The 19,315-nt window shown below is 46.5% G+C and carries 16 protein-coding genes; 6 read left to right on the forward strand and 10 right to left on the reverse strand.

The genetic code is table 11. The features are described 5' to 3' along the window. Window positions 1-29 precede the first annotated feature (29 nt). Window positions 30-425, forward strand: a complete 396-nt coding sequence (locus tag QNM19_RS01325; RefSeq protein WP_049864917.1) for a cytochrome b562 — start codon at window positions 30-32, stop codon at window positions 423-425. Between the two features lie 61 nt (window positions 426-486). Here the strand turns inward: QNM19_RS01325 and QNM19_RS01330 are convergent, their stop codons facing one another. Next, on the reverse strand, window positions 487-2,334 hold the full coding sequence (locus QNM19_RS01330) for a TonB-dependent receptor (protein ID WP_049864916.1): 1,848 nt from the start codon (window positions 2,332-2,334) through the stop codon (window positions 487-489). Window positions 2,335-2,595: 261 nt separating this feature from the next. Here QNM19_RS01330 and QNM19_RS01335 point away from each other — a divergent pair, with 261 nt between their 5' ends. Together QNM19_RS01335 and QNM19_RS01340 are read left to right on the forward strand one after the other, a co-directional pair. Next, window positions 2,596-6,009 (forward strand): rhombosortase-dependent cadherin domain-containing protein, encoded by a 3,414-nt coding sequence (locus QNM19_RS01335; RefSeq protein ID WP_049864915.1) that lies wholly within the window; start codon window positions 2,596-2,598, stop codon window positions 6,007-6,009. A 222-nt stretch (window positions 6,010-6,231) separates the two neighbouring features. Continuing rightward, complete coding sequence (locus QNM19_RS01340) at window positions 6,232-6,489, forward strand: hypothetical protein (protein WP_010381100.1); 258 nt, start codon at window positions 6,232-6,234, stop codon at window positions 6,487-6,489. 47 nt (window positions 6,490-6,536) lie between these two features. Here QNM19_RS01340 and QNM19_RS01345 read toward each other — a convergent pair whose 3' ends face one another. Next, window positions 6,537-7,190, reverse strand: coding sequence for a DUF6058 family natural product biosynthesis protein (locus tag QNM19_RS01345; protein ID WP_049864914.1), 654 nt, complete (start codon window positions 7,188-7,190; stop codon window positions 6,537-6,539). A gap of 154 nt (window positions 7,191-7,344) precedes the next feature. Here QNM19_RS01345 and dapA point away from each other — a divergent pair, with 154 nt between their 5' ends. Together dapA and QNM19_RS01355 are read left to right on the forward strand one after the other, a co-directional pair. Next, on the forward strand, window positions 7,345-8,259 hold the full coding sequence (gene dapA / locus QNM19_RS01350) for a 4-hydroxy-tetrahydrodipicolinate synthase (protein WP_049864913.1): 915 nt from the start codon (window positions 7,345-7,347) through the stop codon (window positions 8,257-8,259). 75 nt (window positions 8,260-8,334) lie between these two features. Then, window positions 8,335-9,633 (forward strand): DEAD/DEAH box helicase, encoded by a 1,299-nt coding sequence (locus QNM19_RS01355; RefSeq protein ID WP_049864912.1) that lies wholly within the window; start codon window positions 8,335-8,337, stop codon window positions 9,631-9,633. 45 nt (window positions 9,634-9,678) lie between these two features. Here the strand turns inward: QNM19_RS01355 and QNM19_RS01360 are convergent, their stop codons facing one another. From QNM19_RS01360 to QNM19_RS01370, 3 genes are all read right to left on the reverse strand, one after another. Then, window positions 9,679-10,314 (reverse strand): glutathione S-transferase family protein, encoded by a 636-nt coding sequence (locus tag QNM19_RS01360; RefSeq protein WP_049864911.1) that lies wholly within the window; start codon window positions 10,312-10,314, stop codon window positions 9,679-9,681. A 144-nt stretch (window positions 10,315-10,458) separates the two neighbouring features. Further along, window positions 10,459-12,063 (reverse strand): AbgT family transporter, encoded by a 1,605-nt coding sequence (locus QNM19_RS01365; protein WP_049864910.1) that lies wholly within the window; start codon window positions 12,061-12,063, stop codon window positions 10,459-10,461. A 132-nt stretch (window positions 12,064-12,195) separates the two neighbouring features. Continuing rightward, the gene (locus QNM19_RS01370) at window positions 12,196-12,468 is read right to left on the reverse strand and encodes a DUF3081 family protein (RefSeq protein ID WP_049864909.1); all 273 of its coding nucleotides are present in this window, start codon (window positions 12,466-12,468) and stop codon (window positions 12,196-12,198) included. A gap of 144 nt (window positions 12,469-12,612) precedes the next feature. Between QNM19_RS01370 and QNM19_RS01375 the strand changes: the two genes are divergently transcribed. After that, window positions 12,613-13,554, forward strand: a complete 942-nt coding sequence (locus QNM19_RS01375; protein ID WP_284026211.1) for a ribonuclease Z — start codon at window positions 12,613-12,615, stop codon at window positions 13,552-13,554. Here QNM19_RS01375 and QNM19_RS01380 read toward each other — a convergent pair. The 5 genes from QNM19_RS01380 to QNM19_RS01400 all read right to left on the reverse strand — a co-directional run bounded on the left by QNM19_RS01380 (window position 13,540) and on the right by QNM19_RS01400 (window position 19,262). Next, window positions 13,540-14,838 (reverse strand): DUF2252 family protein, encoded by a 1,299-nt coding sequence (locus QNM19_RS01380; protein WP_284026212.1) that lies wholly within the window; start codon window positions 14,836-14,838, stop codon window positions 13,540-13,542. The two genes, QNM19_RS01375 and QNM19_RS01380, sit on opposite strands and share 15 nt — an antisense overlap. Then, window positions 14,838-15,629, reverse strand: a complete 792-nt coding sequence (locus QNM19_RS01385; protein ID WP_417711771.1) for a polyphosphate kinase 2 family protein — start codon at window positions 15,627-15,629, stop codon at window positions 14,838-14,840. Before QNM19_RS01385 ends, QNM19_RS01380 begins: the two co-directional genes overlap by 1 nt. Window positions 15,630-16,054: 425 nt before the next feature. Further along, the gene (locus tag QNM19_RS01390; protein ID WP_049866384.1) at window positions 16,055-16,858 is read right to left on the reverse strand and encodes a DUF1338 domain-containing protein; all 804 of its coding nucleotides are present in this window, start codon (window positions 16,856-16,858) and stop codon (window positions 16,055-16,057) included. Window positions 16,859-16,988: 130 nt separating this feature from the next. After that, window positions 16,989-18,023: an arginine N-succinyltransferase gene (gene astA, locus QNM19_RS01395; protein WP_049866383.1), complete on the reverse strand. Its 1,035-nt coding sequence runs from the start codon at window positions 18,021-18,023 to the stop codon at window positions 16,989-16,991. 33 nt (window positions 18,024-18,056) lie between these two features. Continuing rightward, the gene (locus QNM19_RS01400; RefSeq protein ID WP_049866382.1) at window positions 18,057-19,262 is read right to left on the reverse strand and encodes an aspartate aminotransferase family protein; all 1,206 of its coding nucleotides are present in this window, start codon (window positions 19,260-19,262) and stop codon (window positions 18,057-18,059) included. Window positions 19,263-19,315: the final 53 nt, after the last annotated feature.

Below are 19,315 nucleotides of genomic sequence, written 5' to 3' on the forward strand. Positions count from 1 at the left end.
ACTAGCCCATTCTTGAATAAGGGGGAAAAATGAGGCTGTTGATACTCTTTCTTTTTTCTGCACTTTTTGTGCAGTCAGTAACGGCACAGCAAAGCCAGGATCTAAATCAGACGATGAAGAATATGGGGCATGCATACAAACAGGCGATGGAAGCTCAACAAGCAGAAGAGGTCAACAAGCATCTCGAAACCATGTTGCGTTTGATCCAGCAGAGTAAGCAACACAACTTTAAAGCTGATGTAAAGGTGGAATCACTGCAAGGGCTGGATAAGGTGGCTGATGTTATCCACTCAGCGCAAGGGTTGCTGGCCAAGGCGCAACTGCAACAAGCTAAAGATTTACTCAGGCAGATAGACGGGTTGCGCAAGAAATATCACGAATTGCATGAGCCGCCAGGGTTTTGGGAGCTTTTATTCGGGAAATAACTGCCATCAAGGTGTGTGCAGTGGGGGAAGTGCTAATGAGCACTACCCCCTGTGTATGTATTTAGATCTGCCAACTGACATCAAATTTCACAGTACGCTCGGCATGAAATGGTGCATCTTCATCTGCGGTTGTTCTGTGCAGGCGATTGAAGAGGTTTAACACACCAGCACGTAGTGTCCAGCTTTCGTCTAAGTACCAATTTAGGTTTAGATCGACAACCAGGCTTTTGTCCAGCTCGGCTTCACCTGACCCTGGCTGGTGTTTCGCCAGTTGATAGGTTAGCGCGGGCTTAAACTCGAACGACTCCCATGCATACTGACCGGATATACTCAGTTTGCGAGGCGCGATATCCGACAGGTAATCACCACTATCACTCTTACCTTTTTGATGTGTGTATCCCAGTGTATATGATAGTGTGTCGTTTACGTCGATTTTAGTTAGTATTTCCGCCCCTGAAATGCTTGCCTGATCCAGGTTGAGATAGGTTCTGTCTCCCGACTCCAGTTTTACTCGTTCAATGTAGTCATCCAGGCGAGTATGGAATAGGTTTAGCGTTGTCTTGACGGATTTGTGATCATGACGGTAAGACAACTCGATCCCCTGACTGGTTTCAGGATCAAGTTGCGGGTTACCAATGGTATTGCCTCTGGGGGTGACACCATTAAAGTACAATTCTGTCAGTGTGGGAAAACGAAATGCGTTAGCATAATTCAGCGACACGCTCTGAGATTGCCATTTTCTGGTAACACCCAGGCTATGGCTGAGGTGGTTGTCGGACTTGCTGACGCCGAAGTTGCTAGCAGTAAAGTGATCAAATCGTGCACCAAAATCTACTCGCCAGTTTTGCTCGTCCCAGATACCGTTAATAAACGCGGCAATGTTGTCTTGTTGGCCATCCAACAAGGTGTTGCCTGTCATCTCGTTAGTCGCCTTGAGGCTGGTTTCCTGATCGGTAATTGACACTCCCCGTCTGGCAGTCCAGTCGAGACCAGCTCGAACAGGCAACTCATACCAGTTAAATTCGTGATATAAGTTAGCGCCGAGGGTATGAGATTGGTAAGCTGTGAGATTGTGCCGTTTGTCAATGCGAAGTACGTCACTATCCCAGTTTTGATAGTGGTGGAATACATTGACCAGCCATTGATCTGATTTCACCGATACTTGTGCCAGGCTATGTAGATCTTCCGGGTACATAGCAATCTGGCTGTCAGGGTAGGCGACACTGTTTTTTCCAACGTTTTTGCTGACGGAGGGCAACCAGGACATATTCAGCTCAATCTCGTCTGTTATTGCATGGCGATACCGAAAGCTGGACGAAAATTGCTCGTAGCCATTATTAAGTTCGTCGCCGTTAGGTGCAAAACCACGCTCTTTTTTTCTGTATGCGAAGGCCAGGTTGTAGTTTTCTTCACCGGTAATAGCCAGAATACGACGGCCATTACCGGTGTCTTCAAACCCCACCTCTAATGTATCTTGCTCGCCCTGAACTGAGTTCATTGAGATAACACCGCCAATTGCCTCTGACCCATATAACATCGCAGCAGGGCCTTTTTGTACACTGGCCAGCTGTAGCAAGCCAGGATCAATAAAGGAGGCTGAGTTACCGGCGCGGCGATCTGTTAGCAGGACGATACCATTGACCTCAGTTCTGACTCGCCAGCGGCTCAGGCCGCGAATACTATAACTCTGATAGAGTCCACCCTGGCCATTAAGTGAAACCCCCGGGATTTGAACTACCCAATCTGCAATAGTGTTGCTTGCACCATGCAAATCGTCCTTGCTAATATGAGAAATGTTAATGTTTGTAAATGACTCTGACGCAAGTAAATTTTTACCGCCTATTACTTCGATTGTTTCAATGGCGCTGCCTTGCGCGGCGATCGTAGATAAAAGTAAAACCTGGATCATGTACTGCTAACCCTAAATTGACTGCTTTGATTCGTTAAGAAACCATTCATATTTGATGAATTTCTGTTATTGTTACAATCAAATGTACCCTTAATTGATAATGGGGTTAAGTTAAATGCGGTGAAATCACATTGTTTGTAACTTTCTGCATTTGTGCTTAACTTTATTGACGTTTTTGGGTGTAAACGGTACAACGCTAGTCTGATGTATCTGTTTACTTACAATCAATTAAAACTATAACTACTCTTAAAAGGGAAAAATATGAAACTCTTACATCCTGTGAGCCTGGCTGTTGCAATCGCACTGGGTGGTGCCAGCTATCTGGCGTATCAAAATGCGCAACCGAGTATCTATGAGCAAAAAGCGGATTATCTGGCTGCTAAAGCTGAGAAAAAAGCAAACTCTCCAAAACGTTACGACAAACCTAAAGAGGCACAAGAGTTTTATATTTCGCAGCGTTTGCCTAAAGGTGCTGAGACACTGCCTACTGAGAAATATTCTCAAGCGTTAGAGCACATCAAAACAATGAAGCGCTACTCTTTGGCTGAAAGCAGCGTTGTATTTGATTATGCGCCGCGTCTGAACTCTATAGATGGCGTGAATCGTGAATTGGGTGAATGGGAAGAGCTAGGACCTGGTAACATCGGTGGCCGTACCAGAACGCTTATTATTCACCCAACAGAGCATGACATCATGTACACCGCAGGCGTTGCAGGTGGTGTATGGAAAACGACAGATGCAGGTCAGTCATGGCAGCCTCTTAGCGATTTGGCGACCAACCTGGCGGTAACTACGCTGACATTTGCGCCGAATGATCCAAATACTATCTATGCCGGAACGGGTGAAGGCTTCTTCAACGCTGACGCTATTCGTGGTGATGGTATCTTCAAATCAACTGACGGTGGTGCGACTTGGACTCAGCTAGAGTCAACGGCAGGCAACGAATTATTCCAGTATACTAATAAGATTGTATTCAGTAAAAATGACCCTGCGACTCTGTATGCTGCTACCCGTGGTGGTGTACAGCGTTCTAAAGACAGTGGTGCAAGTTGGGAAACTGTCTTTGTGGCTGAAGCTGCCGCGGTCGGTTGTACTGATCTGACCTTGGTTGATGGTGGTGACGCAGACGTACTGGTTACAGCATGTGGTTCATTCAGAACCGGTGGCATGCATCGCAGCGCTGATGGTGGTGATAGCTGGTCAGCGGTACTAGAGCTGCCGACTCAAGGCCGTTCAACAATTGCTGTGGCGCCTTCTGACAATAATATCATGTACGCTTTGCTTGCGAATGTTAATGATCATGGTATGGAAGCAGTTTACAAATCCGAAGATATGGGTTTGACGTGGAATGCGACTGTAACGCGTGATGGTGCAGATGCGTACAGTAAATTACTGCTTAGTAATACGGTTTACGGTTTATTCCCTGAGTGTGGGTATGGGCCAGAGCCTCAATTTTACAACCAGGGTTGGTACGACAATATCATCGCTGTAGATCCATCTAACCCAGATGTCGTCTGGACTGGTGGTATCGACTTGTTCCGTTCAGATGATGGTGGACAGTCGTTTGTACCAGCCAGTATCTGGTGGTATGACATGGAGGATCCTCTATACGCACACGCTGACCAACATACATTGGTATTCCACCCAGAATACGATGGCGTGAACAACACAACTATGTTTGTGGGTAATGATGGTGGTATCCAGCGTACTGACAATGCCCTGGATGGGCGCTATGACCTTGCGCAGATCTGTGGTGCGCAAGATGCGGCTGGCCCAGAAGGTAAAGTGAACTGGACAACGCTTAACAACGGTTATGCGGTTACGCAATTTTACCATGGTACGGTAATGCCGGACGGTACTGCTTACTTTGGTGGTACTCAGGATAATGGTACTTTGCTTGGTAACGACGGCGGGTTTAACGAGTGGCGTGAAATCTCCGGTGGTGACGGTGGCTGGACCGCGGTTGACCCGACAAACCCGGACGTGATGTTCTCAGAATTTACCAACCTGACTATCCAGAAATCGACGGATGGTGGTGTAACTTTCAACAGGGCTACTGACGGAATAACCGGTGACGGCTTCCCATTCATTACACGCTTTGAAATGGCGCCTTCTAACCCTCAGGTTCTGTGGATAGGTGGTAACCAACTTTGGCGTACAACCAATCAGGCTGAAAGCTGGACTGCAGGTAGTCCTGTATTAGACAGTGCTGTATATGCAATCGGTATCGCACCGCAGGATGAAAACATCGTCGCTGCAGGTACACGAGAAGGTTACATCTACATCAACTACGCTGCAGGTGAAGCAGATGCAGAGCAAGCCTGGCATAGTTTCAAAATAGGTGAAGAAGGCGAGCGTGCGACTATCAGCGCCATCGCGTTCGACCCAACAGATGCCCAGATTGCATATGCAACAGTATCAACATTTGACCAAGCCCACGTGTGGAAAACCACAGATGGTGGTAAGAACTGGATGCCAATTGATAGAGATATTCCAAACGTACCTGCTACCTCTGTTGCTGTTGATCCAAACAACGCGCAGCGCGTTATCATCGGTACTGATTTAGGGGTATTTATCTCTATTGACGGTGGTGAAAACTGGTTCGCGGATGGTTCTGGTCTGGCTAACACTAACATCGCTAAAGTCACGTTCCACAACAACGAAGTGTTTGCTTTCACTCACGGACGCAGTGCTTATAAAGTCGCGCTGGCAAGCTTTGGTAATGTAGAGCTTAGCACGCAAGAGGATACTGAGTTAAACGTTGCTTCAGCGCTGGTAAGCCGTTTTACAGACAACGCATTTGTAATGGTTGAGATCACTGAGGCGCCTGAGTCTGGTACCTTAATGTTAGATGGTCAAGCGCTTGATACAGGTTCTGTTGTTGAGGGAGATGACGTCGCTAAGGTTGTCTACATGCCAAACGAAGATTTCAACGGCGAAGACCACTTTAAGGTAGCAGGTAAAACACAAGATTCTGATGCTGCTGAAGAAGTCGTTGTAGACTTAACCATTGAAGCTGTTAACGATGCACCTGTATTTGAAGAGATAGAGGACATTCGCTTGACGCTAGGTGAACAGTTCACTATGGACTTTAATGACAAGGTATCGGATTCCGATAGCGAAACTATTAAACTGACTATAGAGCCACAAATCCCAGGGTTTACATTCAACCATGGTGTGTTAATCGGCCAGGCTGAAGAGGCATTTAGTGGCGATGTGGTACTGACAGCGTTTGATGGTGAAGTAGAAACAACAACTAGTTTTGTGGTTGATATTGCTGACCGTGCTCCAGTGATTGAGCAGCAGCAGAGATTTGAGGTATTCGAAAATACGCCTGTTGGTACAGTGATTGGACAACTGGCATTCAGTGACCCTGATGCAGATGTTTCACCAGTGGTTGCACTCCATGTATATGGCGACGACTACTTCAGTATCGACGTTGAGGGTAATATCACCGTTGCGAGAGAGTTGGACTTCGAATATCAGGAACTCGTTGTACTTGGTGTTCAGGCAGAAGATACTTTCGGTAATTTGTCTAACCATGCTACGGTCAATATTAAGATTAAAGACCTTCGTGGTAACGATGATGATAACGACGATGGTGATGCCGGTTCATTCTCATGGCTTGCATTACTGAGCTTGCCGTTGGCGATGCTTCGCAGAAGACGTAAATAAGCAAAGCTTGACGTGAAAAAAGGCGAGTCAGCATTAGCTGACTCGCCTTTTTTATTGCTATCAAGTGCCTTTATTTTGGGGTTATCGAATCAAAGTCCTGCACTTAAAGTTACTTTTTATAATAAATTGTTGATAGATTGAGCGAACGGTCTATAAAGCACTGGATATTCCAAACTAGGCTGATATAACTATCAATGGATTGAGAAACAGGAATTCGTCACGATGGACAAAACACAACAATTGGATAACGGCGTCATCGCTGAGCTACAAAACAAAGATCATTCAGAACAATTAAAGCAGCTGGACAACCTGAGCTGTACTCATGGCGATATTATTGAGCTATTGGCACAGTATCTCGCTTTGAGTGAACAAGACGATGATAGTCAATTTGACGCCTGGTATGACGCACTTTGTCAGGACCAGCTAACGGTATTGAAGACATTTGAAATCTTTAGAGCCCACTATGAGCAGGCTCACTAGAAGTGACATGACCCGGTTGCATTTAATGCACGAGAAAGCGTGCTGGATTAACGGATAGATAAATCGTACTTGGCAATCAGGCTCTCAATGTACTTGTAACGAATGGACATGGGTTTTTCATGGTCCATGTGATGACTCAGCGCACGGTTTAAGAGTTTAAGTGCGCCGAGTAGTTCAGTTCTGTGTTCAGCCGGGATATGTCCAGCAGTGCGCTCTTCGGTGAGTGCATCGACCAGTGCCCGGCCTAAGTCTATGTAAACAACTTCTTCAACCAGACCATTTTGGCTGATAACACCGTACTTGCTACACAGGAATTGCTGCCAACTTTGCTGCACATGTTCTGGTAAGTCTTCATTAAAGCGGCAGTCCTGACTTATCAGCCCCTGTTGTGCACACTTAGTCAGAGTTTGAATATATTTTTGCTGAAATAGCTCATAAGCGTGAGTAGATTGCTCAACCTGATGCTTCAGTAATAGTTGGCCCCATTGCTCAGCGCCTCTTGGGTAATACTCTGTGTGCTCTACGCACTCATAGAGACCAAGGTATGAGCTACACTTTATTTGATTTTCCAGACTGTAGCTGGCATTGGGGAAAATGCAGGTTTCCTGCCAATGAGCTAGCTGCTCAGCAGTGATCCGGAGCGTACTGCAAAGCTCTTCGGCACTGAAAAAGTGTGTGTTTAAATGGTGAGTCAGGCGCATAAGTTAGATAACTGGTTTTATATACAGTGGTTTTATTCTGGCTGAAATGGTCAGGTTAGGCAAGCTGTTTTGTAAATTTTCCATTTTCCCTCTCGGATCTGAAGGTCATTTGTGATAAAACTTAGCGCCAAATAATGAATTAAACGATATCTGTATGCGCAACATAGAAACGATAAAAAAAGCCAGCTTAATCACTGCTATTAAAACTCCGTACGATTCACAAGGTGAGATTGACCTTGCGTGTTTTGACAAACTTGTCGCTGCTCAGATTGCCGCGGGCGTTGATGGAATTGTCGTTGGTGGCACCACTGGTGAAGGACAGTTGATGAATTGGGAAGAGCATTTGATGCTGATTGCCCATAGTGTTAATAAATTCTCCGACCAGTTGGTGATCGTCGGTAACACCGGCAGTAACAATACGCGTGAAGCTGTTAAGGCAACCGAGTATGGCTTTGCTTCGGGTATGGATGCGGCACTACAGATCAACCCTTATTATGGTCGTACTTCTGAGGCGGGCCTGGCAGAACACTTTGCACGTTTACTCGATATTGGCCCGGCGTTTATTTATAACGTTCCGGGGCGAACAGGGCAGGACCTGACTCCCGAGTTAATAGAACCGCTTGCTGATCATGCAAATTTTGTGGGAATGAAAGAGTGCGCCGGGCATGAACGGATCGCTGATTACGAGCGTAAGGGCATTGCTTGTTGGTCGGGTAATGACGATCAGGCCCATGACAGTCGTCATCAGCACCAGTCACATGGTGTAATCTCAGTTACGTCAAACCTTGTGCCACAGCTGTTCCGTAAATTGATTGATAGTCCAAATGAGGCACTAAACACTCAGTTACAGCCATTGATGAACTGGTTGTTTTGTGAACCTAACCCGATCGCTATTAATACTGCGCTCGCCATGACGGGCGCAGCGAAGCCTGTATTTCGCTTACCCTATGTGCCATTGAGTGAAGCCCAGCAAAAGCAAGGCATGGAATTGATCAATCAGATTGATAGTGAAATGGTGATTGGTGGTAACGCAGACCTTATCAATCCTGTTGATGTGAAACTATATTAACCCCACACAGGTGACACTGAGCCTGTAAATAGCGTATAATCTGCGGCCCTTCATTATTGGTCGCAGGTTTTTATTATGAATTTTAAGTCTTTCAGTTTTCCCGATGCCTTGTTACAGGCGCTTGATGAATTAAATTTCCATACCCTGACACCAATACAACAAGCGGCTATTCCGGTTGTGCGCCGCGGCCATGACGTACTGGCTACTGCTCAAACTGGGACGGGTAAAACGGCGGCGTTTGCACTGCCTGTGATCCACCGGTTGTTAGAAGGGGAGTCTGTCGGCTCTGCACGTGCCCTTATCCTCGCACCGACACGTGAATTGGCCGAGCAAATCGCCAACAACTGTCAGGCATTCTGTCAGTATACTCCGCTGACTGTTCAGGCAGTATATGGTGGTGTGAATATTGAAGGGCAGACACAACGTTTATCTCAAGGGGTTGATATCCTGGTTGCAACACCGGGGCGTTTATTGGATCTAATCCGTCTTGGAGCTGTGAGCCTGGCACAGGTTAAATATCTGGTATTGGATGAAGCAGACCGCATGCTGGATATGGGCTTTGTTGCGGACATGCAAAAAGTCATCGATATGGTGAGCGAAGACCGTCAGTTATTGCTGTTCTCTGCTACTTTCCCTACAGCTGTTAAACAATTTGCAAAACAAGTACTTCGCGAGCCTAAATTGGTACAAGCTGCGAAAGAAAATACCACGGCAGAAACGGTAAGGCATGTTGTTTATCCGGTTGAGCAAAAACGTAAGCAAGAGCTGCTTTCGGAATTAATTGGTAAGAAAAACTGGTTGCAAGTGTTAGTTTTTGTCAACATGAAAGATGATGCCGATCAGCTGGTTAAAGAACTGGAGCTGGATGGTATCAGTGCTACTGTGTGTCACGGTGATAAAAGTCAGGGAGCACGTCGCAGGGCACTACGTGAGTTTAAGGAAGGAAAAGTAAGAGTGTTAGTGGCTACTGAAGTGGCTGCTCGCGGCATCGACATAGATGGACTGCCTCGCGTAATTAATTTTGATTTGCCATATCTGGCTGAAGACTATGTGCACCGCATCGGCCGTACTGGTCGTGCTGGAAACTCCGGCCAGGCGATCTCTTTTGTTGCACGAGAAGAAGAGCAGACTCTGATCCATATTGAAACTTTGATTGGACAAAAAATTCAGCGTTATTATCTGCCGGGTTACGAAGTGGCGAGTCGCGAAAATCTGATCGATAACCTTGCCAGGAAGCCGTCTCACCAACGTCGTAAAGCACGAACTAATCGCCCGAGTAATCAGGCCAGTGGTGAAGCGCGAGCTAAAAATCGTGCCAAAATTAGTAATGTGCGCCAGAGACTGAAAGGCGCTCAGTTAAAGTTACAGAAGTAATGTTTCGTTAGGTCTGGCTAACAAGCCAGACCTAACGATGAACTCTTAGCGATACATCCCTAATTCAGTCCCTTCTTTCTTACACACAGCCTCAATGGCAGGGTGTCTCGAAATACCACTTAAGTAACGACCCAGGTGCTCGAACTGAAGTGGCGGTTTAGCCAGTTCGTCCGCCCAGATACAAAGCATAAATAAATAGCAGTCACAGACGGTGAATTGCTCACCAACCATATAGGTTTTGTCTGCCAGGTGCCTGTCGATTAAAGTCAGCATATCCTGAACACGAGATTGCTGAGTTCTGACAATATCGTCGTACATCAGTGCACTTTGCGTGTGGCGTTCAGGGTAAAAATAGATCATCAGCTCAGCCTGTACTGTGGTGGTTAAGTACATCAGCCATTGATAAAATTCTGCTTTTTGTTTTGCTTCGGTAGGAATTAAATGACCTTCCGGATGTTTTTCACAGAGATAAAGGCAAATAGCGGCACTTTCAAACAATACAAACTCGTCATCAACCAATGTTGGGATCCGTCCGGTAGGGTTGAGTCGTAAATATTGCGCAGATCTTTGCACATTTTTTTTTCGGTCGACAAGTTCAAGCTGATACGGGACCTGGAGGGCTTCGAGAACAAAATGGGGTGCTAAACTCGCATTGCGTGGATAGTAGAACAGTGTATACATGGTTAGCCTTAAATAGTTTATGTCGTAGGTTTAAAACTCCTTTTCGGCGATTCCTATAGGACTGTAGGACAGCATCGACTATTAAACAAATAGAACCTTGCACATTCGCCAAAAAAAATGCCAGCTTGCGCTGGCATAAATTTGTTAGGGTTGATAATAAATCGGAGAGTTCGGTCCGACTGGTAAGCCAAAACCAAATACCCAGATATAGAAAAGCGCAACCCAGCCGATAAAGAAACACATACTGTAAGGCAGCATAGTCGCGACCAGAGTACCTATTCCCATATCCTTTTTATATTTAGTAGCAACGGCCAGTATCAAACCAAAATAGCTCATCATTGGTGTGATCAGATTTGTTACTGAGTCACCAATACGGTAGGCGGCCTGGATAGTTTCAGGTGCATAGCCAACTAACATAAGCATTGGCACGAAGATTGGTGCTGTTACTGCCCATTGTGCTGAAGAAGATCCTAAGCTTAGGTTAACAACGGCACACATCAAAATAAACAGTACAAAGACTTCCGGGCCGGTGAGGTTGAGAGCTTGTAGCATGGCCGCGCCATTGATGGCCAAAATGGTACCTAAGTTCGTCCATTTAAAGAAAGCAACAAACTGAGCAGCAAAGAAGACGAGTACAATGTACATACCCATTGAGCTCATGCTTTTACTCATAGCATCTATTACGTCGCGATCGTTGCGCATGGTACCGACTACTCGCCCGTAGACAAAACCTGGGATTGCAAACGTCACGAAAATAAATACCACGATGCCTTTTAAGAAAGGCGATCCAGCGACAGCTCCTGTTTCTGGGTGACGCAGAATGCCATTTTCCGGCACTATGGTTAACGCGAGTAAGGCAGATACAACCAGCAAAGCGACACCAGCCCATTTCAGGCCAGATTTTTCCGTTGCAGTCAGATGCTCGATATTATTGCTGGACAAATCAATGCTGGCTTCATCCGGGTTGTATTTGCCAAGGCGTGGCTCAACAATTGCTTCTGTAACCCAGGTACCTACGATGGCAATCAGGAAAACAGAGATCATCATGAAATACCAGTTTGCCTCTGGGCCCACCTGATAGGTAGGATCAATCATCTGTGCAGCAGGAGTTGTGATCCCCGCTAGCAGTGGATCAATAGTACCTAACAGCAAGTTTGCACTGTAACCACCTGACACCCCGGCAAATGCGGCTGCTAGACCGGCTAGCGGGTGACGACCAAGGCTGTGGAAGATCATAGCGGCAAGTGGGATTAAAACAACATAACCCAGCTCTGATGCAGTATTGGAAAGAATGGCTGCAAACACGACCATGAAAGTCACTAAACGTTTAGATGCGCCCATTACCATGCCACGCATAGCAGCAGAAAGCATACCGGAGTGTTCAGCAACACTCACACCTAGTAGTGCAACCAGTACCGTGCCTAAAGGTGCAAACCCGGTAAAGTTGGTAACGAGCCCTGTGACGATACGCTGTAGACCTTCGGCACTCATCAGGCTAACGACCTCAATCACCCCATCAGGTGCTCTTCCCTTTGCTCCTTCTGGGCGAGGGTCTATGGCACTGAGACCCATCCAGTCGGCGATGCCACTGAAAATAACAATGGCGACACAGAACATGGCAAACAGGGTGATAGGGTGGGGCAACATGTTACCCAGGAACTCAACCGTTGCTAAAAAGCGGTTAAACAGGCCGCCTTGTTTTAGCTGTGGGTTGGATTGATCAGCTGACGTCTCTACAGCCTTCGACATAGCAAATTTCTCAATTATAAAAAATGCCGTTACTCTACCACCAATCGGGCATTTGTTTTATAGCTTCGCGTTAATTTTGAAAAATTCTGAGACAAAATGAGTAAAACAGCCATCTGTACCGACAAATACAGGTTACTCTTTAGCCTCATTAGCCATTTGATAGATAAAGTTAAGTTTGTTGATAAAGTCTTCTTTGTTCTTTTCGTGTTGGTAATCGAGGTGATAGGTATTGTGGAAACCAAACCTGAGCAGTAGTGCACTGCCTTCTAAATATATTGTGTAACCGTCCGGGTCAGAGTATGCCCGGATCCCTTCGAATAACTTGCCACTCTCATCGACATCGCCGTGTTGTTGGATGTATTCGTAAACGGCCAGGATCTGGCGACTGTCTAAATCGTTTTTCATTTTACGCTCCTGTTGTTTGCATTTGCTTGCAACTCTACTCAAACGTCGTTTGACCGAACGGTTAGTATGAAGTCAACCGAACTAGTTCCACTCTAACTTAAGCTGTGGCAGGATCAATGCCTAAGCTTATATTTTGGAGTAGTTTTGCATTTACATTTTTTAGGGACCTCGTCAGGCAGCCCGAGCCAGAGCAGAAATGTCTCTGCAACAGGCGTCAGTTTTGATAAAACCAAGTCCTGGCTGCTGGTGGATTGTGGTGAAGCCACTCAGCACCAACTTTTAAAGTCGACCTTGTCTCCTTATCACTTGAGTGTGATTTGTATTAGCCACCTCCATGGCGACCATTGTTACGGCCTGCCCGGGTTACTGGCATCGATGGCCATGTCTGGCAGGGTTGAGCCTGTCTGTCTGATTGCACCGCAGGCCGTTATTCAGTTTGTCATGTCTACATTGGCGCTTACCCAGGTCACGCTGCCATTTGATTTAAATACGATGGCAATAGAGCAAAGTGATCAGTCTATTTGTGTTGGCTTTTGCCATATTGAAATCATTCCCCTTAAGCACCGGGTGCCGAGCTTTGGCTTTAAGATTAAGGAAACGCTGATCCCTCGAAAACTTCGGGTCAAACAATTGCAGCTTGAAGGGGTTGCGAGTGGCGCACATTATAACTTGCTGCAAAAAGGTGAGGATGTGATTTATAAAGGCCGCCATTTGTCCGCTGCTTCGTATGCGTTTCCTAGTTGGCGTCCAAGAGTTGTGATTATTTGTGGTGACAATGAAAAGCCGACTTTATTATCAGGTTATTGCGGCGACATCGATATGCTGGTTCACGAGGCAACATTTACTCACCCAGATCTTATGAAAGTCGGCACACACACCGGCCACAGTGACGCTAAGCGTGTTGCGTTGTTTGCCCAACAACACAATATACCGGCTTTGACGCTTACCCATTTTAGTGTGCGTTATCACGGTGAAGGGATGCTCGATAACGTAGAGCATGAAGCCAGAACACATTATCAGGGGACTCTGCGTCTGGCTGATGACTTTTTGGTTGTGACTATGCCAAAGAAATTACTTTCTGAGTGAGCAAAATAGTCCCCAGTCTTGTTCTACCTGACTGGCATAGAGGGTTGCGGCGTTGAGTAGCTCGGTTTTGGCCACGGGTAAAATATCAGCGACGACTTGCTGAAACATCAGTGATCGACGATCGCCACGCATGTGCGCGTAAGCAAGTGCTGTAGCGCAGGCTTCAGCATATTGACTTAAGCCGTTTCTCTGTGCGGCGCGTTTGCCAAGCACAATATGCTCGGGGTCAATGCCAACGCGTGCATGATGGCGAGAGCGTACCAGCCAGTGAGTGCCTTGCCACAGAGCATCATCCAGAACCAGGTCGGGCCTGCGTTGCATTTTGCGCTGACAATTGACGGTCAGGTGCGCATGGTTTAGCCGGTTGGTCGGGCTTAGATCGGTGTAATAGTGCAATGGAGCTGCAAGTTGTTGCTGTTTGACTTCTACAATGTGATACAGCTCTGCAGATGAACAAAATTTAGGGCCAACCAGCAGGTAATAACGTTTTAGATTGTTTGAACCTGTTCCTGCATCCAGACGTTCAACGCAGTCGATGATCTCATCATCGACATAAGGCCTGAAATATTCGATTAGTGTAGTGCGAAAATCTTCATGTAGCCGTGAGAACTTTTCATCATCTTCTTTAAATCTGAGTGGGGGGTTGTTTAGATCGACCTCTTTCGCCAGACTGCTTTTAAGATTGAAGGCGGCGCCTCCAACCAGGCGCTGTAAGCCCTTTTGCCAGCGTTTATGTAAAATGTGCTCCTGACTGAACTGAGTGAGTGCACTTTGGTTATTGTTTTCTCCGCGCAAAGACGCTTCACAAGTGGCCACATAGCTGTCGATGAAAGTGTGCTGGGCCTGAAGCACTTGCGCTTTATCTGCCAGGGGTTTTTGTCTGAGCTTTATATCATCGCTGCTGCTTTGGATCAGGACGCCTTCTTGCTGCGCGAGAGGTAAGCTGACCAAAAATCGAAACAAGTCCCAAATGGCATGACCAACACAGGCGTCATCAAAGTCGTTAGGTGAAAAAACCAAAGTCTCACCATGTGAGCCTTCTTCGCTTAAGAAGCCGAAGTTGCTGGCGTGACAATCTCCCAGTACGTTGGTGAGGGGAAGCTCAAATAGTGACTGGGGCAGTGTAATGACGTCGTTTGCCATATCCCGATACATCAACGGAGCACTGCCGCGGAAAAAGCGAAATGCGCTGGCTGCCATTTTGCTGTGCTTGGGTAACGCCATGTTGGGGTGAGTCCCGTCATGCTGGTCAAAGTACTGACCGAGTACATCTGCTCTTTCCATTAGTCCTTCCTCTTGTGGTTAATGCCTAAATGCGCTTTTGCCAGCCTGACCACATTCGGGTCCACGGGTGGGGGAGTCGTATCGATTCCCTCACTAAGCGTTTTTACCAGCGTTTTTAATACTTCTACCCGGGTATACCATTTATGCTCACCGAGCACCAGGTGCCAGGGAGCTTGTTGAGTGTCGGTTTGGGCAAACATGTCATCTATTGCCTGCTCATAATCGTCACGCCTGTTGCGATTGCGAATATCTTCTTCCGTTAGTTTCCAACGCTTATAAGGGTTATTGAGGCGTTCTTCAAAGCGTTTTAGCTGTTCTTCGGCACTGATATGCAAGAACAGCTTAACGACTTTTACCTTGTCGTCATGGAGCAGGCGTTCAAACTCATTAATTTCCTGATAAGCGCGCTGCCATTCACCCTGCGTGGCAAACGCTTCAATGCGTTCAACTAACACCCGGCCATAGTAGGAGCGATCAAAAATAGTCAGGGTACCTGCTTTAGGGAGTTTGTTGTAGAAACGATAGAGATAATGTCTGCTCTGCTCTTCTGGTTTTGGTGCGCTAATGGGAAATACCTGATAACCTCGCGGGTCGAGTCGTTCAGTGATGCGGCGAATTGCACCGCCTTTACCGGCCGCATCCCAGCCTTCAAAGACAATCAACGCGCGGCGACCCTGATGATAATAGGCTTGTTGTACGTGTAGTAGCTCATTTTGCCAGTACTTAAGCGCTCGTCGATACGCTTTTTTGTCATCCAATGCCGGGTGTTCCATGGGGGCTTTGACCGACATCTGGCGATTTAGTAGTACACTTAACTTAGGTTCAATATTCACAGCTGCACCTCATAGGCAGTTTCACTGTCATCACCGCAATACGTTGTCAGCTACACAACTTCTACGCTAGCTCACATAAATGACAGTTTCGTTAAGGTTGTCTAACGACAGCTGAAAACTTAGCCTTAAATGCGTGCAGAGACAACCGGATTATCGCTCTATACTGGCATAGTTTTTAGTGCGCCGGATTGATCTGACAGGGGAAATAGTTTGTTAAGGCGCTTTAAAGAGCAGTCGAACGACTCAGGCAAAGAAAAAGCAGTCGAATGACTCAGGCAAAGAAAAAGCAGTCGAATGACTCAGGCAAAGAAAAAGCAGTCGAACGACTCAGGCAAAAAAAAGCAGTCGAACGACTGCTTTGACAAGTTACTGTGATAATACGCTTAACGCGCGTTAGTACTTTCGAAAATCTTGTCAGCTGATGCCGCAACAAAGCCTGTGTAGATTTCGCCATCTGGCTTGTTGTAGCGCAGGGCAAATTCATAGAAACAGCTTGGGATGCTGAATTCACCGTCGCTGAAGGCAACCGCATGCTGGTCAGCAAGCGTAGAAGATTGCTCAAGTAACACCTCTGGTGAACCTTTGATTTCGCCACCTGATGCGTTCAATTCAAACCCGGCGTCTTTCAGTGCCTGATTAACGGCTTCAATGGTTTCGAAGTTGCTCAGGTGATTGATGCTTACAGTGAAATGGTTTGCGCGGTAACCCCAGGCTGCCATCCATGCTGCATATTCAGATTCAGCTAAAAGTTGCTTGTAGGTTTCGTGGCTAACTTGCCAATGTGTTCCTGAGTACAGGAAGTTTTCAGCAGTTACTGCCGTCTCATCGATTTGCTCGACAAGTGCGTTAACAATAGTTTGCAGCTCTGGTGAACACTTTTCTACCAAAAGCTCAGAAATGAATACTTTTGGTTTAGTCGGATCGCTGTGCTCAAAGTGCTTGGCATATAACTTTTTGGCTTCGAAGTGATATTCGCCGCACTCTGTATAGCCAACCGCTTTGAAATGCGCAGCTAGCTTTTCCAGGCCAATTTTTTCATGGTTAAAGGTACGCAGGGCAATGTGGTCGTTGATCACATCATCTTGCTGCGTAGAACCAAGCAGTTCATGGACTTTAACTGCAGATGGAGTAACTTCAAGGTAGTTATTCCATAGTTTTTCAAATAAGCTATCTACATTGTTGTGCATAATGACAATCCTTAAAATGGCGGCTTAGCCGCGTTAAATATTACGACTAAGCACGACGCAATTGTTTAAATCGGTTGGAGCATCAGGGTAGTACAAAATCTGTTTTACTGCCCTGACGCTCGAATGTATTTCACAGTAAGAATCCGCTGATCTCTTCACCGTCAACAATCTTTAGTGCAGATGCAATGTCTGCAGTGATTTTGAATGAGCTGGTTTTGGTACACCAGCTGACACGAGTATCAAAGGTGGCGCGAAAATCTGCTAAGCGACAATTGGATACTGACCAGGTTTCACCATTCACGCTATCTAATTCACCTGATTCCACAATGTGTGCTTTGCCACGTTTGGTTTCTCGTACTGTTTTGATGTTTTGTAATCTGGACTCAACGGTTGGGCCTGCATCAAACAGATCGACATAGCCCCGATGTTCGAAGCCTTCTTTTTCCAACAGACGCAGGGCAGGCTTGGTTTTCTCATGTACCTGACCGATGACGGCTTGCGCTTTTTTGCTAAGTAAGTTGGCATAAATTGGGTATTTAGGCATCAGTTCACTGATGAATACTTTGTCTCCCAGTCCAACCAGATGGTCCGCTTGCGGGAATTCAATGCTGAAGAAATGTTCCTGTAGCCATTGCCAGAAAGGAGAGTGCCCATCTTCATCGCTCACACCACGCATCTCTGCAATCACCGTATCGCTGAAACGGTCAGCATGTAACGCCATAAAGTTAAAACGAGAGCGAGATAAAAAGCGGCCAGCAAGGCCCTGACGGAACGCTTCTCTGAGGAAAAGAGTACAAATCTCGGAGGCACCTGTATAGTCATTACACATACTCAGTATATCAACTGTGTTGTAGACATTCAGAGTACGTGAATGATGGACTGTTTTGCCCAAATGATAGTGATACAGAGGTGTTTGCATACCAACTGCGGCTTCTATCGCGGTGGTGCCAAGGATTTCACCCGTATTACTGTCTTCAAGGACAAATAAGTAGCCTTCGTCCTGCGGTTGCTTAACTGTTTTATCAAAGCTCTGCTCTGAGCGTGCAATTTTACTGCTCAGCAAATCATCGTCCACCGGCAGCGACGTGAATCCATGACCAGATTCAATCGCGATGGTTTTCAAAGCTGCAAAGTCTTTGTTTGAAATGGGTCTGAGTACTTGCATAATTTGGACAGGGCGCTGACGCGCCCCTCTTAATTAACCGTTTACAACGTCCGCTACAGCCAGCTCAAAGCGAGCCAGACCAGCCTGGATATCTTCATCCGGGATGACCAAAGAAGGTGTGAAGCGAACAACATTGGTACCTGCAACCAATGCCATCAAGCCATGTTTGCCGCTGGCGACCAGGAAGTCACGAGCACGACCGTTAAATTTGTCATTCAACACGGCACCAAGTAGTAGGCCTTTACCGCGCACTTCACTAAATACATTGTATTTTTCATTAATGGCTGCCAGACCATCGCGGAATAGTTGTTCTTTACGCTTAACATCAGCCAGCAGCTGCACGTCATTGACGGTGTCAAATGCTGCTTCAGCAACCGCACATGCCAATGGGTTACCGCCGTAGGTTGAACCATGAGTACCAATTTTCAGGTGCTTAGCAATGTCTTTTGTTGTTAGCATTGCACCAATTGGAAAACCACCACCCAGTGCTTTTGCTGTAGTCAGGATATCTGGAATGACGTTAAGGCCCTGATAGGCATAAAGATCGCCTGTGCGTCCAACACCGGTTTGTACTTCGTCAAAGATCAACAGGGCGTTGTGCTTGTCACACAGTTCACGAACACCCTGAATGAATTCGCTCGTTGGTGGAATGATACCGCCTTCCCCCTGAAGTGGCTCCATCATAACCGCACAGGTTTTATCAGAGATAAGCTTGGCGAAGGTCTCAAGGTCGTTGTAATCAACGTGTGTAACATCCTGCGGCTTAGGCCCGAAACCATCTGAGTATGCTGCCTGGCCACCTACGGTAACAGTGAAGAAGGTACGACCATGGAAGCCTTTGTTGAAGGCGATGATTTGTGTCTTTTCTTCTGAGAAATTGTCAATGGCCCAGCGACGTGCCAGTTTTAATGCCGCTTCATTTGCTTCAGCGCCTGAGTTTGCAAAATATACTTGCTCACCAAAGGTTGCGTCAGTGAGCTTTTTCGCCAGGCGAAGGGCTGGTTCGTTGGTCATGACGTTAGACAGGTGCCAGATTTTCTCACCTTGCTCTTTCAGCGCGTTTACGAGTGCCGGGTGACAATGACCTAGGCAGTTTACGGCGATACCGCCAGCGAAATCGATGTACTCGTCGCCTTTTTGGTCCCAAACACGTGAACCTTTACCTTTAACAGGGATCACTTCAGACGGATTATAGTTAGGTACCATTACTTCGTTAAACAGCTCGCGATTCACTTGCATGACGACTTCCTCATTGAAAAACTTTACATCTCAGGGTTGTATTAAGCGCTCAT

Source organism: Pseudoalteromonas ardens, assembly GCF_030125445.1.
Taxonomy (GTDB): domain Bacteria; phylum Pseudomonadota; class Gammaproteobacteria; order Enterobacterales; family Alteromonadaceae; genus Pseudoalteromonas; species Pseudoalteromonas ardens.